At 71.0% G+C, this 16,350-nt stretch carries 8 protein-coding genes, 1 tRNA gene and 1 rRNA gene; 1 reads left to right on the top strand and 9 read right to left on the bottom strand.

All coding sequences use genetic code 11. From position 1 onward, the window contains the following. Nucleotides 1-29: 29 nt before the first annotated feature. The 6 genes from pgsA to ACEPPI_RS23650 all read right to left on the bottom strand — a co-directional run bounded on the left by pgsA (nt 30) and on the right by ACEPPI_RS23650 (nt 12,866). Nucleotides 30-686, bottom strand: a complete 657-nt coding sequence (gene pgsA, locus ACEPPI_RS23675) for a CDP-diacylglycerol--glycerol-3-phosphate 3-phosphatidyltransferase (protein WP_373917264.1) — start codon at nt 684-686, stop codon at nt 30-32. Next, on the bottom strand, nt 683-2,176 hold the full coding sequence (gene rimO / locus ACEPPI_RS23670) for a 30S ribosomal protein S12 methylthiotransferase RimO (protein ID WP_373917263.1): 1,494 nt from the start codon (nt 2,174-2,176) through the stop codon (nt 683-685). The genes pgsA and rimO overlap by 4 nt, the downstream gene beginning before the upstream one ends. Before the next feature lie 124 nt (nt 2,177-2,300). Continuing rightward, nucleotides 2,301-3,200, bottom strand: coding sequence for a helix-turn-helix domain-containing protein (locus ACEPPI_RS23665; protein ID WP_373917262.1), 900 nt, complete (start codon nt 3,198-3,200; stop codon nt 2,301-2,303). A gap of 208 nt (nt 3,201-3,408) precedes the next feature. Beyond that, on the bottom strand, nt 3,409-6,219 hold the full coding sequence (locus ACEPPI_RS23660; protein ID WP_373917261.1) for a DNA translocase FtsK: 2,811 nt from the start codon (nt 6,217-6,219) through the stop codon (nt 3,409-3,411). A gap of 187 nt (nt 6,220-6,406) precedes the next feature. Then, on the bottom strand, nt 6,407-7,090 hold the full coding sequence (locus tag ACEPPI_RS23655) for a two-component system response regulator (protein WP_373917260.1): 684 nt from the start codon (nt 7,088-7,090) through the stop codon (nt 6,407-6,409). 235 nt (nt 7,091-7,325) lie between these two features. Then, nucleotides 7,326-12,866: a HAMP domain-containing protein gene (locus tag ACEPPI_RS23650; protein WP_373917259.1), complete on the bottom strand. Its 5,541-nt coding sequence runs from the start codon at nt 12,864-12,866 to the stop codon at nt 7,326-7,328. Nucleotides 12,867-13,051: 185 nt separating this feature from the next. Here ACEPPI_RS23650 and ACEPPI_RS23645 point away from each other — a divergent pair, with 185 nt between their 5' ends. Then, complete coding sequence (locus ACEPPI_RS23645) at nt 13,052-15,577, top strand: SpoIIE family protein phosphatase (protein ID WP_373917258.1); 2,526 nt, start codon at nt 13,052-13,054, stop codon at nt 15,575-15,577. Between the two features lie 11 nt (nt 15,578-15,588). Here the strand turns inward: ACEPPI_RS23645 and ACEPPI_RS23640 are convergent, their stop codons facing one another. From ACEPPI_RS23640 to rrf, 3 genes are all read right to left on the bottom strand, one after another. Further along, nucleotides 15,589-16,077 carry an isochorismatase family protein gene (locus tag ACEPPI_RS23640; RefSeq protein ID WP_373917257.1) on the bottom strand — a complete coding sequence of 163 codons (489 nt, stop codon included), beginning with the start codon at nt 16,075-16,077 and terminating at the stop codon, nt 15,589-15,591. A gap of 86 nt (nt 16,078-16,163) precedes the next feature. Then, nucleotides 16,164-16,236 (bottom strand) — tRNA-Thr (locus ACEPPI_RS23635). 5 nt (nt 16,237-16,241) lie between these two features. Further along, nucleotides 16,242-16,350: ribosomal RNA gene (gene rrf / locus ACEPPI_RS23630) — 5S ribosomal RNA — on the bottom strand; the annotation flags it as partial.

The following is a 16,350-nucleotide window of genomic DNA, read 5'->3' as shown; positions in this document are numbered from 1 at the left end:
GGTCTCCGGCGCGTCCCCCGCCCCGTACGTCACTTCGCGGCCCGCTCCTCCGCCAGCCCGGCCCGGCGCAGCACCACGGCCTGCCGGACGTAGTCCAGGCCGGTGACCACGGTCAGCACGACGGCGACCCCCATCACCCAGAACCGCATGGTCGCCAGCGGCCCGGTCAGGGCGAGCACGTACATGCCCACGGCGGTGCCCTGGGCCAGGGTCTTGAGCTTGCCGCCCCGGCTGGCAGGAATCACTCCGTACCGGATCACCCAGAAGCGCATCAGCGTGATCCCGAGCTCGCGCCCGAGGATCACCGCCGTCACCCACCAGGGCAGGTCGCCGAGCCAGGACAGACACACCAGGGCCGACCCCATGATCGCCTTGTCGGCGATGGGGTCGGCGATCTTCCCGAAGTCCGTGACCAGGTTGTACGTCCGGGCCAGGTGCCCGTCGAAGATGTCCGTGATCATGGCGACGGCGAAGGCCGCCCAGGCCAGCGCCCGCCAGACGGGGTCGTAGCCCCCGTCGGCGAGCAGCAGCAGGACGAATCCCGGCACGAGCACGAGCCGGATCATCGTCAGGATGTTGGCGATGTTCCAGAGGCTGGCCTGATTGACGGCCGCAGTCCCGAGCTTCGCGCCGGGCGTGGGCCGGCGGCCGGTCCCGCCCGCCGCCGATGCCGGGACTCCGGTCATCCGGCCTCCTCCTCAAGGTGCAGGTCCAGGGGCTCCGCCACCAGGTCCACACCCAGCGTTCCGACCACCTTGGCCGTGACGATACGCCCCGGCACCAGACCCGCGCCGTCCGTGAAGACCACCTGGCCGTCCGTCTCGGGCGCCTGGTGGGCGGCGCGCCCGTAGGCGCCCTCGCCCTCCTCCGCCTCGTCCAGCGGCACGACCGTCTCGACGAGGACCTCCAAGGTCTCCCCGATCCGCTCCTCGGCGCGCTGGGAGGTGAGCTCCTCGGCGAGCCGCTGCATGTGCGCGAGGCGCTCGGCGATGGTGTCCGCGTCCAGCTTGTTCTCGTAGCCGACGGCCTCGGTACCGTCCTCGTCGGAGTAGCCGAAGACGCCGATGGCGTCGAGGCGGGCGTGGGTGAGGAAACGCTCCAGCTCGGCGAAGTCCGACTCCGTCTCGCCGGGGAAGCCGACGATGAAGTTGGACCGGACGCCGGCCTGCGGGGCCTTGCTGCGGATGGTGTCCAGCAGCTCCAGGAAGCGGTCGGTGTCACCGAAGCGGCGCATGGCGCGCAGCACGTCGGGGGCCGAGTGCTGGAAGGACAGGTCGAAGTACGGCACGACCTTGGGGGTCGAGGTGAGCACGTCGATCAGGCCGGGCCGCATCTCGGCGGGCTGAAGGTAGCTGACGCGGACGCGCTCGATGCCGTCCACCTCGGCCAGCTCGGGCAGCAGGGTCTCCAGCAGGCGGATGTCGCCGAGGTCCTTGCCGTACGAGGTGTTGTTCTCGGAGACCAGCATGATCTCCTTGACGCCCTGCTCGGCGAGCCAGCGCGTCTCGCCCAGCACGTCGCTGGGGCGGCGGGAGATGAAGGAGCCGCGGAAGGACGGGATGGCGCAGAAGGAGCAGCGGCGGTCGCAGCCGGAGGCGAGCTTGACCGAGGCGACCGGGCTCTTGTCGAGGCGGCGGCGCAGCGGGGCGCGCGGCCCGGAGGCGGGCGCGAGGCCCTCGGGGAGGTCCGCCGGGGCGGCCTCGGGCTCCTGGGCGTGTCCGGGCAGGGCCACCGCGGTGTCCTGGCGTTCCGCCGGGCTGATCGGCAGCAGCTTGCGCCGGTCGCGCGGGGTGTGGGAGGCGTGGACGCCCCCGTTGAGGATGGTCTGGAGGCGGTCGGAGATGTCGGCGTAGTCGTCGAAGCCGAGGACCCCGTCGGCCTCGGGGAGCGCTTCGGCGAGTTCCTTGCCGTAGCGCTCGGCCATACAGCCGACGGCGACGACGGCCTGGGTCTTGCCGTGATCCTTGAGATCGTTGGCTTCCAGCAGGGCGTCTACGGAGTCCTTCTTGGCGGCTTCGACGAAGCCACAGGTGTTGACGACGGCTACGTCCGCGTCGGCGGCGTCCTCGACGAGCTCCCAGCCATCCGCCGCCAAGCGGCCTGCGAGCTCCTCCGAGTCCACCTCGTTACGGGCGCAGCCAAGAGTGACAAGGGCGACGGTACGGCGTTCGGGCATGGACTCAAGACTACTTCGTCCGGACGCGGGCCCCCGCCCAAGTCCCCCCAGAACAAGATCCCCGGGGCCGGCGGCAGGTGCCGCGCGGGATCCCGGGGATCTGGAACTTTTTATTCCGCGCTGGTCAGCCCGCCTGGGCCTGGCCCTGGCGCGGGTCGTCCTTGGTGTAGGTGAGACGTTCCACCTGACCGGCCTGGAAGCGCTCCTTGATCTCCTTGCCGTTCACGAACAGCTTGACGACCCCGGCGTCGCCGAGCACCAGGTCCACGGACTCCTTGTCCGTGAAGGTCTTCGACTCGCCCTGCGCGAGGGTTCCGTCGAAGAGCAGCCGGCCGCTGTGGTCCTTCGCGGAGATCCAGCTCTCGCCGGTGTCGGCCGTCAGGACGACCGTGACGAGGTCCTTGGGGGCCGCGGCGATGGCGCTGTCGGAGGGCTCCGGCTTGGGTGCCGACGGGGTCTGCTGGGGCTGGGCGGCCGGCTTGCCCGCGGGCTGCTTGAGTGCGGACTTCGGAGCGGCGGAACCTTCCGCCACCGGCCGCTTGCCCTGACCGTCGCCGCCGCCGCTGAAGGCGGTGAAGCCGACGAAGCCGATCACGGCGACGATGGCGGCGACCATGGCGGCGGTCCAGTTGGGCCGCTGCCGTTCGGGTCGGATCCGCTCGGCTTCGAACATCGGCGCGGCGGGGGTGGGTGCCGGCCGGCCGCCGTGGGCCGCGTCGTAGCTGTCGATCAGGGGTGCCGGATCGATGTGCACGGCGCGGGCGAGCGTACGGATGTGGCCGCGGGCGTAGACGTCGCCGCCGCACCGCGTGAAATCGTCCTCTTCGATCGCGTGCACGATCGGGATGCGCACGCGGGTGGTGGAACTGACCTCGTCGACTGTCAGCCCGGCGGCGATCCGGGCCTTCTTGAGGGCCGTCCCGATGGACGGTCCTTCGACGGAAGGTTCGACGATGCGGTCCTCGGACCGGTCGTCGGTCGAAGGACGCTCTTCTTCGGGGGAGTTGGAGTTGCCGATGGACACGAGGGCGCCTTTCGAGCGTGTAGCCACCTGCTGGCTTCCCAGTCTAGGGGGGTGACGAAAGGGTGGGGCAACCGGAGGGGTGCACTCCCTACGCCATCCGAATGGCTTCGGGAACACCCGCCGCTGCCTCCCTCAACTTGACGCACGCCCGGGGGAAACGGTTGCCCGCCGATCCCATACGGTCGGGTGAGCCTGACGGATCCCCGTTCTAGGGTGCGTCCTGGCCCCGGATCACCGCGAGGATCGCGTCGAGTTCGTCGGGTTTGACCAGGACGTCACGCGCCTTGGAGCCCTCGCTCGCACCGACCACGCCCCGGGACTCCATCAGGTCCATGAGCCGGCCGGCCTTCGCGAAGCCCACGCGCAGCTTGCGCTGGAGCATGGAGGTGGAGCCGAACTGGGTGGAGACCACCAGCTCCGCCGCCTGGCACAGCAGGTCGAGGTCGTCGCCGATCTCCTCGTCGATCTCCCTCTTCTGCTTCTGCCCGACGGTCACGTCGTCCCGGAAGACGGGCGCCATCTGGTCCTTGCAGTGCTGCACGATCCCGGCGATCTCGTCCTCGGTGACGAAGGCGCCCTGGAGGCGGACCGGCTTGTTCGCCCCCATCGGCAGGAACAGTCCGTCACCCTTGCCGATCAGCTTCTCGGCGCCGGGCTGGTCCAGGATGACCCGGCTGTCGGCGAGCGAGGAGGTGGCGAAGGCGAGCCGCGAGGGCACGTTCGCCTTGATCAGGCCGGTGACCACGTCCACCGAGGGCCGCTGGGTGGCGAGCACCAGGTGGATGCCGGCCGCGCGGGCGAGCTGGGTGATGCGGACGATCGAGTCCTCGACGTCGCGCGGGGCCACCATCATCAGGTCGGCGAGCTCGTCGACGATCACCAGCAGGTACGGGTACGGGCTGAGCTCCCGCTCGCTGCCCGGCGGGAGCTTGATCTTGCCGTCCCGGATCGCCCGGTTGAAGTCGTCGATGTGCCGGTAGCCGAAGGCCGCCAGGTCGTCGTAGCGCAGGTCCATCTCGCGCACCACCCACTGGAGGGCCTCGGCGGCCCGTTTGGGGTTGGTGATGATCGGCGTGATCAGGTGCGGGATGCCCTCGTACGCGGTGAGCTCGACGCGCTTGGGGTCGACGAGCACCATCCGCACGTCGTCCGGCGTCGCCCGCACCATGATCGAGGTGATCAGGCAGTTGATGCAGGAGGACTTGCCGGAGCCGGTGGCGCCGGCGACCAGCACGTGCGGCATCTTCGCGAGGTTGGCCATGACGTAGCCGCCCTCGACGTCCTTGCCGAGCGCGACCAGCATCGGGTGGTCGTCCTCGGCGGCGTCGGCCAGGCGCAGCACGTCGCCGAGGTTGACCATCTCCCGGTCGGTGTTCGGGATCTCGATGCCGACCGCCGACTTGCCGGGGATCGGGCTGATGATCCGCACGTCCGGAGAGGCCACGGCGTAGGCGATGTTCTTCGCCAGCGCCGTGATCCGCTCGACCTTCACGGCGGCGCCGAGCGTCACCTCGTAGCGGGTGACCGTCGGGCCCCGGGTGAAGCCGGTGACCTGCGCGTCGACCTTGAACTCGGTGAAGACGTTCGTCAGCGCGGCGACCACCGAGTCGTTGGCGGCGCTGCGGGTCTTGCCGGGCCCGCCCTTCTCCAGCAGGTCCAGCGAAGGCAGTGCGTACGTGATGTCCCCGCGCAGCTGGAGCTGTTCGGCGCGGGGCGGCAGCGGCTGGGCCTCCGGCGGCGCCTTCGTCAGGTCGGGCACCGACAGGGTCCCGGAGGCCGCGGCGGTGCGCTCGTGCGGCGCCTCGGCCCCGGCCGGGACGACGGGCGCGACGGAGGCCGCGGAGGCGGAGGCCGCGGGCCGCTCCTCGCGGGCGGGCGGCACCGGAGCGGTGACCTCGACGCCCTCGCGCTCCACGGAGATCCCCTGGGTGAGGTCGGCGACCAGCGGGGACGGGGGCAGCCCCCCGTAGACCACCCCGTCCAGCGCGGCGGCGGCCGCCGCGGCCACGTCGACCGCGTCCATCTCCCGCCCGCCGGGCCGCGCGGCGGTGCGCCGCGGCCTGCGCCGCCGGGCCAACGCCGCTTCCTCGGCGGCGTCGGCGGGATCGTCCGGACCACTCGGTCCGCCGGGGCCCGCGAGAGCCCCGGTGCGGGCCCGCCACTGCTCGGCGTCGTGGCGGTCCCGGCGCCCGGCGGCCTCCTGCTCGGCGTACCTCTCGTCGTACTCGTTCGGCGCGATGATCCCGAGCCGGATCCCGAGCGCCCGCAGCCGCTGCGGGATCGCGTTGACCGGGGTCGCGGTGACCACGAGCAGCCCGAACACGGTGAGCAGCACCAGCATCGGCACGGCCAGCGGCGCGCCCATGGTGAAGATCAGCGGCTTGGAGGCACCCCAGCCGATCAGCCCGCCCGCGTTCTGCATCGCGGTGGTGCCCTCGTCGCGGCCCGGCGCCCCGCAGGCGATGTGGACCAGCCCGAGGACACCGATGACCAGGGCGGTCAGGCCGACGCCGATGCGGCCGTTGGCGTCGGTCTGCTCGGGGTGGCGGATGAACCGCACCGCCATGACGCCCAGCAGCACCGGCACGAGCAGGTCCAGGCGCCCGAACGCGCCGGTGACCAGCATCGTGACCAGGTCCCCGACGGGCCCGCTCAGGTTCGACCAGGTCCCGGCGGCGACGATCAGCGCCAGGGCCAGCAACAGCAGCGCGACCCCGTCCTTGCGGTGCGCGGGGTCGAGGTTCTTCGCGCCGCGGCCGAGCCCGCGCAGGACCGCGCCGATGGCGTGCGCGAGACCGAGCCAGCAGGCGCGCACGAGCCGCAGCACGCCCCCCGTGGGGGACGCCGCCGGTTTGGCGGCGACCTTCTTGACCGGGGGCCGCTTGGCCGCCGCGGCCTTCTTCGCGGGAGGCTTGCGGGCGGGAGCCGCCTTCTTCGCCGGCGCCGTCGTACGGCCGGTGCGGCCCTTCGCGGTGCCCGCGGTGCTCTGGGAACCCTTGCCGGACGTACTTGAGGCCATGGGCCCGAGATTACCGGTGCGCACCCCGGTGGACACGCGTGCCCACCCCTTCACCCGTTCGTGTCGCCCCGTCCGTAGGCGCTTTGACGTACCGGCACACCTGACACCCGGCCAGGCACCGTCACGGAAGCACCGCTTGCGGACCTCGGGCCCGTCGGCGGCACGGCGCCGCGCGCCCCGCCGTCCGTCAGCCCTGGGCGGGCAGCATCGGCGCCCCGCCGCCGGCGCCCGGTTCCAGGGCGTCCAGGGCCCGGCGCAGCCCGGTCAGCTTGCGCTCCAGGTGCGCGGCGGTGGCCACGACCGCGGCATCGGCCTCGTCCTCGCCGAGCTGCTTGGTCAGGGCCTCGGCCTGCTCCTCGACCGCGGCGAGCCGCGCGGAGAGCTCGGCCAGCAGCCCGGCGGTCTCCTTGCGGCCGTCGCCGTTGTGGGAGCCGCCGCCCTCAAGCTGCAGGCGCAGCAGGGCCGCCTGCTCCCGCAGTTGGCAGTTCTTGGTGTAGAGCTCGACGAAGACCGAGACCTTGGCGCGCAGCACCCACGGGTCGAACGGCTTCGAGATGTAGTCCACCGCGCCCGCCGCGTAACCGCGGAAGGTGTGGTGCGGACCGTGATTGATCGCGGTGAGGAAGATGATCGGGATATCCCGGGTCCGTTCGCGCCGCTTGATGTGCGCGGCCGTTTCGAATCCGTCCATGCCCGGCATCTGGACATCCAGCAGGATGACCGCGAAATCGTCCGTCAGCAGCGCTTTGAGCGCTTCCTCCCCCGACGACGCCCGGACCAGTGTCTGATCGAGCGCGGAGAGGATGGCCTCCAGCGCCAGCAGATTCTCCGGCCTGTCGTCGACCAGGAGGATCTTGGCCTTCTGCACCATGCCCTGTCCTCCTCGCCCCGGCATGGGGCCTCCCCGGCTCCTGGCTCCGGCATGCGCGCCGGGCCCCGCCCCAGAGGACGGCATCCTTGCGCCGTCCGTCCTTGTGCCGGTCATCGTAGCCCCAGTCCCGAGATCGCCACACCCTGTCACCAAGATGTCACTGTGCACGAAGCGGAAACGTGACGGGAGGGCAGAAGGTTCCCCCCGTGCCCTCCGGTCACCGCCCGCCCGCCGATCAGTCTCCGCGCATGTGCTGCTCCATCACCGACAGGAGGTAGTCGGGTTCGACCGGCTTGGTGACGTAGTCGGAAGCCCCGGAGTCGATGGCCTTCTCCCGGTCCCCCTTCATCGCCTTCGCCGTGAGCGCGATGATCGGCAGGCCCGCGAACTGCGGCATGCGCCGGATCGCGGACGTCGTCGCGTACCCGTCCATCTCCGGCATCATGATGTCCATCAGGACCAGGGACACGTCGTCGTGCTGCTCCAGGACCTCGATGCCCTCCCGCCCGTTCTCGGCGTAGAGCACCGCGAGCCCGTGCTGCTCCAGCACGCTCGTCAGGGCGAAGACGTTGCGCACGTCGTCGTCGACGATGAGCACCCGCTCCCCGTGGAAGTCGTACGTCCGCGGCGCCGCCGGAGCCGGCTCCTCGGTCTCCCAGCCCTCCCCGTACGGCTGCCCCGGCACCTCGGTGCGCGGCATCGCGTCGGTCAGCTGCTTGCGGCGCCGCCGGAAGAGCGCCGACGAGCCCTGCCCGGCGGGTTCCGCCGCCGGGAGCGCCTGGCGCACCGGCGCCTGCGCGAGCGGGGCGGGCACCGCCGGAACCGGCTGGGGCGCGGGACGCGCCCCGTCGGCGGCCCTGCGGTACTCCCCGCGGGCCCCGCCCGGCGTGGGCGGCGCGTACCCCTGCGGCGGCAGTTCGCTCGGGTGCAGCGGCAGGTACAGCGTGAACGTGGATCCGCGGCCGGGCTCGCTGGCCGCGTGGATCTCCCCGCCCAGCAGCCGGGCGATCTCCCGGCTGATCGACAGACCGAGGCCCGTACCGCCGTACTTCCGGCTCGTGGTCCCGTCGGCCTGCTTGAACGCCTCGAAGATCACCAGCATCTTGCTCGCCGCGATCCCGATCCCGGTGTCGGTCACCGAGAAGGCGATCAGGTCGGCGTCCGCCTCGCGCAGCGAGCCGGCCTCCAGCAGCTGCTCCCGGATCGCCGCCGGCACATCGCCGCCCGCGGGCCGGATCACCAGCTCCACCGCCCCGTTGTCGGTGAACTTCACCGCGTTCGACAGGAGGTTGCGCAGCACCTGGAGCAGTCGCTGCTCGTCGGTGTGCAGGGTGGCGGGCAGCTCCGGGGAGACCCGTACCGAGAAGTCGAGCCCCTTCTCCGCCGTCAGCGGCCGGAAGGTGGCCTCGACGTAGTCGACGAGCTGCACCAGCGCGATCCGCGTCGGCGAGACGTCCATCTTGCCCGCCTCGACCTTCGACAGGTCGAGGATGTCGTTGATCAGCTGGAGCAGGTCCGAGCCCGCGCCGTGGATGGTCTCGGCGAACTCCACCTGCTTCGGCGAGAGGTTCTCGTCGGCGTTGTCGGCGAGCAGCTTGGCCAGGATCAGCAGCGAGTTGAGCGGGGTCCGCAGCTCGTGCGACATGTTCGCCAGGAACTCGCTCTTGTACCGCATGGAGACCGCGAGCTGCTCGGCGCGCTCCTCCAGGACCTGCCGGGCCTCCTCGATCTCGGTGTTCTTCACCTCGATGTCCCGGTTCTGCTGCGCCAGCAGCTCGGCCTTCTCCTCCAGCTCCGCGTTGGCCGCCTGCAGGGCCTTCTGACGGTTCTCCAGCTCGTCGGAACGCTCGCGCAGCTGCTCGGTCATCTCCTGCGACTGCTTGAGGAGCATCTCCGTCTTGGAGTTGACGGAGATGGTGTTGACGCTCGTACCGATCATCTCGGCGATCTGGCTGAGGAAGTCCTTCTGGATCTGCGTGAACGGCGTGAAGGACGCCAGCTCGATCACGCCGAGCACCTTCCCCTCGAAGAGCACCGGCAGCACGATCACGTGCGCGGGCGGGGCCTCCCCGAGCCCCGAGGAGATCTTCAGGTAACCGGGCGGGGTGTTCTCGACCAGGATCGTCCGCTTCTCCTCGGCGACCGTGCCGATCAGACCCTCGCCGGGCCGGAAGGAGATGGGCATCTGACCGCCCGCGTACGCGTAACTCCCGCGCATCCGCAGCTCGTACGAGCCCTCCCCGGGCCCGTCCGTCCCGATCTCGGTGCTCCCGCCGGTGGGCAGCGCCAGGAAGAACGCGCCGTGCTGCGCGGAGACCACCGGGGTCAGCTCGCTCATGATCAGCGAAGCTACGTCGTCCAGCTCCCGCCGGCCCTGCATCAGCGCGGAGATCCGGGCGAGGTTGCCCTTGAGCCAGTCCTGCTCCTTGTTGGCCAGGGTGGTGTCGCGCAGGTTCACGATCATCGTGTTGATGTTGTCCTGGAGGACCTGGATCTCGCCCGCCGCGTCCACGTCGACCTTCAGGCTCAGGTCGCCGCGGGTCACCGCGGTGGCCACGGCCGCGATGGCGCGCACCTGCCGGGTGAGGTTCCCGGCCATCTCGTTCACGGACTCCGTGAGGTCCCGCCAGGTGCCGTCCACGTCACGGACGCGGGCCTGGCCGCCGAGGATGCCCTCGGTGCCCACCTCGCGCGCCACCCGGGTCACCTGGTCGGCGAAGGAGGACAGCTGGTCGACCATCGTGTTGATGGTCGTCTTGAGCTCCAGGATCTCGCCGCGCGCGTCGATGTCGATCTTCTTGGTCATGTCGCCCTTGGCGATGGCCGTCGTGACCATGGCGATCTGCCGGACCTGGCCGGTCAGGTTGGAGGCCATGAAGTTCACCGAGTCGGTGAGGTCCTTCCACGTCCCGGAGACCCCGGGGACGTGCGCCTGGCCGCCCAGGCGGCCCTCCGTACCCACCTCACGGGCCACGCGCGTGACCTCGTCCGCGAAGGACGACAGGGTCTTGACCATCGTGTTCACCGTGTCGGCGAGCTGCGCGACCTCGCCGCGCGCCTCGACGGTGACCTTCTTCGTCAGGTCGCCGTTCGCCACGGCCGCCGAGACCTGCGCGATCCCCCGCACCTGGGCGGTGAGGTTGCCGGCCATCGTGTTGACGTTGTCGCTGAGGTCCTTCCAGATGCCCGTGACCCCGCGCACCCGCGCCTGACCACCGAGGATGCCCTCGGTGCCCACCTCACGGGCCACCCGGGTCACCTGCTCCGCGAAGGAGGACAGCTGGTCCACCATCGTGTTCACGGTGGTGACCAGTTCGAGGATCTCGCCCTTGGCGTCGACCGTGATCTTCTTCGACAGGTCGCCCATGGCGACCGCCGTGGTCACCTCGGCGATGTTGCGCACCTGCGAGGTCAGGTTGTTCGCCATGAAGTTGACGGACTGGGTCAGGTCCTTCCAGGTCCCGGAGACCCCCTTGACCTCGGCCTGACCGCCCAGGATGCCCTCGGTGCCCACCTCACGGGCCACCCGGGTCACCTGCTCCGCGAAGTTGGAGAGCTGGTCGACCATCGTGTTGAGGGTGTTCTTCAGCTCCAGGATCTCGCCCCGGGCGTCCACGTCGATCTTCTGCGACAGGTCACCGCGCGCCACCGCCGTAGCGACCTGCGCGATGTTGCGCACCTGCGAGGTCAGGTTCCCGGCCATGCCGTTCACCGAGTCCGTCAGATCGCGCCAGACCCCGGCCACTCCCGGAACCTGCGCCTGCCCGCCGAGCCGGCCCTCCGTCCCCACGTCCCGGGCCACCCGGGTCACCTGCTCCGCGAAGGCGGAGAGCTGGTCGACCATCGTGTTGATGGTGTTCTTCAGCTCCAGGATCTCGCCCCGGGCGTCCACGTCGATCTTCTGCGACAGGTCACCGCGCGCCACCGCCGTCGTGACCTGCGCGATCTGACGCACCTGGGACGTCAGGTTCCCGGCCATGAAGTTGACCGAGTCGGTCAGCTCCTTCCAGGTGCCGGACACCCCCTCGACCCGCGCCTGCCCGCCGAGCCGGCCCTCCGTACCCACGTCCCGGGCCATCCGCGTGACCTGGTCGGCGAAGGAGGACAGCTGGTCCACCATCGTGTTCACGGTGTTCTTCAGCTGGAGCATCTCGCCGGAGACGTCGACGGTGACCTTCTGCGACAGGTCGCCGTTGGCCACCGCCGTCGTCACCTGCGCGATGTTGCGGACCTGCCCGGTCAGGTTGCGGAAGGCGGTGTTCACCGAGTCGGTGAGGTCCTTCCACGTACCTGCGGCCCCCGGCACCTGCGCCTGGCCGCCGAGCTCGCCCTCGACGCCCACCTCACGGGCCACCCTGGTCACTTCGGCACCGAAGGACTGGAGCTGGTCCACCATCGTGTTGACGGTGTTCTTCAGCTCCAGCATCTCGCCGGCCACATCGACGGTGACCTTCTGCGACAGGTCGCCGTTGGCCACCGCCGTCGTCACCTGCGCGATGTCGCGCACCTGAGTGGTGAGGTTGCGGAAGACCGTGTTCACCGAATCGGTGAGGTCCTTCCACGTACCTGCGGCCCCCGGCACCTGCGCCTGGCCGCCGAGCAGACCCTTGGCCCCGACCTCGCTGGCCACACGCGTGACCTCGTCCGCGAAGGTCCGTAGGGTTTCGGTCATCTGATTGATCGTTTCGGCCAGCTGCGCCACTTCTCCGCGCGCGCTGACCCGCACCTTCTGCGACAGGTCGCCGTTCGCGACGGCCGTCGTCACCTGCGCGATGCCCCGCACCTGGGCCGTCAGGTTGCCCGCCATCGTGTTGACGGAGTCGGTCAGGTCCTTCCACACGCCCGCGACCCCGGGCACCTTGGCCTGACCGCCCAGTTCGCCCTCCGTACCCACCTCGCGGGCGACGCGCGTCACCTCGGAGGAGAAGGAGGACAACTGGTCCACCATGGTGTTCACGGTGTTCTTCAGCTGGAGCATCTCGCCGGCCACGTGCACCGTGACCTTGCGCGACAGATCGCCCTTCGCCACCGCCGTCGTGACGAGGGCGATGTCACGCACCTGGGCGGTGAGCCGGTACGCCATCGTGTTGACGGAATCGGTCAGGTCCTTCCAAGAACCGGACATTCCGCGCACCTGGGCCTGACCGCCGAGTTTGCCCTCGGTGCCCACCTCCAATGCCACCCGCGTCACCTCGTCGGTGAACGCCGACAGCTGGTCGACCAGGTTGTTGACCGTCCGGCCGACCTTCAGGAACTCCCCGCGCAACGGATGCCCGACCCCCTCCGGGGTCTGCGTCCGCAGGTCCATCCGCTGGTCCAGGTCACCCTCGGCCACCGCCGACAGGACCCTCCCCACCTCGGACACCGGCCGGGCGAGATCGTCCACGAGCTGGTTGGAGGCATCGATCGCGGCCGCCCAGGAGCCCTCACAGGCACCCGTCTCCAGCCGCTCGCTCAGCTTCCCCTCGCGCCCCACCATCCGCCGGACCCGGGACAGTTCCCCGGTCAGGTGGAGGTTGCGGTCGGCGACCTCGTTGTAGACGGCGGCGATCTCCGCCATCTCGCCCTCGCCGGACACCGTCAGCCGCTTGCGGAAGTTCCCGTCCCGCATCGACACCAGGGCCGTGAGCAGCCGGTTCAGCGCGGCGGTATCGACTTCCGTCGTGCCGCCCCGCCGGGACCGTCCGCCCTTCGGGCGCGTTCCCGTACGCCGCACCGCCGCGCCAGACTCCACCGTGTCCCTCCCGAAAGGGTCGACCGTTGTTCCACCGGACATCCGACTACCCACGACCGGCACTCCAAGACTGCCCAGTGTTTCACCCCGGCCCAACCAGGCCATAACACTCCGGCACCATCGCACACCGGCAGCACCCCGCGGGTGGAATCCCCGACGACGGCCTCCTCACGACCACGAAGGTAAGTAACCTGGCTTCCGATGTCCCACCGCGTCGAAGGAGACTTGTGATCACGGCACGGGCGGCTGCCAGTTTCGACCCACAGGGGCGCTCGGTCGCCGCCGCCCGCGCGTTCGTCCGCGACACGCTCCAGGGCTGGGGCTTCGCGGACATCGTCGACGACGCCGTGGTGCTGACGAGCGAACTCGTCACCAACGCCGTGGTCCACGCCGGCACCCGGGCCGAGGTCCTCTGCCTGCGCTCCGGGGACGGCGTACGCGTCGAGATCGCCGACCGCTATCCGGAGCGCGAGCTCCCGCTCCAGCCCCCCGGTCAGCGCCCGTACGCCGATCCCGACCGCGAGAGCGGCCGCGGCCTGATGCTCTGCGCCGCCCTCGCCACCCGCTGGGGCGTCGAGTACACCACCAACCACAAACACGTGTGGTTCCGCCTCGACCTCCCGGACCGGCCGGTCGGTACCCGCTCCGCGGGACCCGTCGTCCCCGACCAGATGCTGCCCCTGGCCGACAGCCGGGTCCGCGTGGCCGTCGTCCAGATCGACTCCGCCGACGCCGTGTCCGCCTGGAACGAGGACGCCGAGCACATCTTCGGCCACCCCGCCGAGAAGGCCCTGGGCCGCCCGCTCGCCGAGCTCGCCGCCTGGCCCCAGACCCCCGGCACCGGCACCGGCGTCGCCGAGGCCCTGCGCCTGTCCCGCTGGGAGGGCAGCTACGGCATCCGCGGCGCCGACGGCCGCGTCATCCCCGTCTACGCCTCCCACCTGCGCGTCCGCGACGCCCACGGCGAACCCTCCATCGTCTGCCTCCTCGTCCACGACGACGAGCGCGCCCTGCTCCAGACCCCCGCCCGGGTACCCGTATCCGACGGCGGCCAGCTCACCGAGCCGCGCGCCGCGGACCCCTTCGAGCTGTTCATCGGCTCCCCCGCCCCCGACGATCTGGAGGGCCTGCTCCAGCGCACCGTGGAACGGGCCCGCGACATGCTCGACGCCGACGCCGCCTTCCTCCTCCTCGCCACCGACGACGAGACGGAACTGGAGGTCCGCGCCACCACCGGGCTGCCCTCCACCCGGCAGCGCTTCGCCCGCGTCCCCGTCGAGGCCGGCGCCAGCCGCTACGGATCGGCCCGGATGCCCGCCGTCCACGACGACCTCGCCGCCGTGCCCGGAGCCGTCCCGCTCCTGGAGTCCACCGGCATGCGCTCGGTGGTCACCGTCCCCCTCAAGGTCGAGGGGCGGCTCACCGGCTCCCTCGGCGTGGCCGCCGAGGGCCCCGGCCGCTACACGAACGAAGAGGCCCTGCGCCTCCAGTTCGCCGCCGACCGCCTCGCCCTCGCCGTCGAGTCCGCCCGGCTCGGCGAGCTGGAGCGGCTGCGCCGAGGCTCCCTCTCCTTCCTCGTCGAGGCCTCCGACCTGCTCGCCGGAACCCTCGACCGGGACCAGACGCTGGCCCTGATGGCCCAGATGACCGTCCCCACCCTGGCCACCTGGTGCGCCGTCTACACCATCGCCGACCAGACCTCCGACCCCTCCCTCGCCTACGTCCTGCACGAGGACGAGGAACGCATCGACGGCCTCAAGGCCCTGCTCTCCCGGGTCAGCCCGCCCGACCCGGTCCGCGAGGCCGGCGCCCGGCCCTGGGCGGAGGCCGCCCTCGCGGTCGGCGGGGAGACGGTGGTACTGCCCCTCCTCGCCCGCAACCGCGTCATCGGCCTGCTCACCCTCGGCAAGCCCAGCGAGGAGCACTTCCGCCAGGAGATCCTCGAACTCGCCGACGACCTCTCGCGCCGCGCCGCCCTGGCCCTCGACAACGCCCGCCTCTACTCCGAGCGCACCGCCATCAGCCGCTCCCTCCAGCGCAGCCTCCTGCCGCCCGGCTCCCCCGCGATCCCCGGCATGGAGGTCGAGGTCATCTACCGCGCCGCCGGCGAGGGCAACGAGGTGGGCGGCGACTTCTACGACGTCTTCCCGATCCGCGACGGCGTGTACGGCTTCGCCATCGGCGACGTCTGCGGGACGGGCCCCGAGGCCGCCGCCGTCACCGGCCTGGCCCGCCACGCCCTGCGCCTGCTCGCCCGCGAGGGTTTGGGCGGCCCGGCGGTCCTGGAGCGCCTCAACGCGGCCATCCTGGACGAGGGCGCCCGCAGCCGCTTCCTCACCCTCCTCTACGGGGAACTTCACCCGCAGCCCGACGGCGGCGCCCTGATGAAGGTCGTCTGCGCGGGCCACCCGCTCCCGCTGCGCCTGCGCCCGGACGGAGAGGTCACCCCGGCCGCCGAACCACAGCCGCTCCTCGGTGTCATCGAGGACCTCGACCTCTACGAGCAGACCCTGACCCTCGACCCGGGCGACGTACTGCTCTGCGTCACAGACGGGGTGACGGAGCGCCGCGAGGGCACGCGCATGCTCGGCGACGACGGCCTGGCCGACGTCCTCACCACCTGCACCGGCCTCACCGCCGGCGCGGTGGCCTCCCGCATCCTGCGGGCGGTGGAGCGCTTCGCGGCGGAACCGGCCTCGGACGACATGGCCATCCTGGCGTTCCGCGTTCCGGGCCAGCGCACGGGCGACTGACCGTCCCGGTCTCAGACGTAGTCGGCGGTGGTCCGGACGGCCCCGAACCTGGGGAAGATCCGGTCCACCGCGAACGCGTGCTCGTCCGCCGCGAACCCCGACATGGCGTCCTCGACGAACTCGACGTCGTAGCCGTGATCGCAGGCGGCTCGGGCCGTCGACTCCACCCCCATGGTGGTGACCAGACCGGCGACGACGACCGTGTCCACGCCCCGCTCCCGTAGCCGCTCGTCCAGGCCGGTCCCGTGGAAGGCGCCCACGGTGCGCTTGACGATCTCGATGTCCCCCGGCTGCCGGAGCCCGTCCACGAGCCCGCTCCCCGGCGGCTGCTCCGCGACGTTCGGCCGCTCCACCCGCACCACGGCCACCGGCAGCCCCTCGGCCCGGAACACCTCGCCCAGTCGTCGGCAGCGCTCCTCGACCTCCGTCCCGGTGTGGGGTGCCAACGGCAGCGCGACGATGCGGGGCATCAGGTCGATGAGGATCAGGGCGGTCGTCATGCGGCCATTGTTCTTCGGGCGCCGGCCCTGTCGTGGGCACAACGCAAAAAAGGCCCCCGCCTGATGGCGGGGGCCTTTTTTATCAGAGCCCTTTAACGGAATCGAACCGTTGACCTTCTCCTTACCATGGAGACGCTCTACCGACTGAGCTAAAAGGGCGGGTTGTTCGGCGGCGTCCTACTCTCCCACAGGGTCCCCCCTGCAGTACCATCGGCGCTGAAAGGCTTAGCTTCCGGGTTCGGAATGTAAACCGGGCGTTTCCCTAACGCTATG

Source organism: Streptomyces sp. AB3(2024) (genome assembly GCF_041862025.1).
Taxonomy (GTDB): Bacteria; Actinomycetota; Actinomycetes; order Streptomycetales; family Streptomycetaceae; genus Streptomyces.
The sequence above is the reverse complement of the archived record's forward strand: the minus strand, read 5'-3'. Positions and strand labels throughout refer to the sequence as shown.

Excerpts from the sequence above, each read along its gene's own strand:
- pgsA (WP_373917264.1), bottom strand. The coding sequence starts at position 686 with ATGACCGGAGTCCCGGCATCGGCGGCGGGCGGGACCGGCCGCCGGCCC.
- ACEPPI_RS23650 (WP_373917259.1), bottom strand. The coding sequence starts at position 12,866 with ATGTCCGGTGGAACAACGGTCGACCCTTTCGGGAGGGACACGGTGGAG.
- rimO (WP_373917263.1), bottom strand. The coding sequence starts at position 2,176 with ATGCCCGAACGCCGTACCGTCGCCCTTGTCACTCTTGGCTGCGCCCGT.
- ACEPPI_RS23640 (WP_373917257.1), bottom strand. The coding sequence starts at position 16,077 with ATGACGACCGCCCTGATCCTCATCGACCTGATGCCCCGCATCGTCGCG.
- ACEPPI_RS23660 (WP_373917261.1), bottom strand. The coding sequence starts at position 6,219 with ATGGCCTCAAGTACGTCCGGCAAGGGTTCCCAGAGCACCGCGGGCACC.
- ACEPPI_RS23655 (WP_373917260.1), bottom strand. The coding sequence starts at position 7,090 with ATGGTGCAGAAGGCCAAGATCCTCCTGGTCGACGACAGGCCGGAGAAT.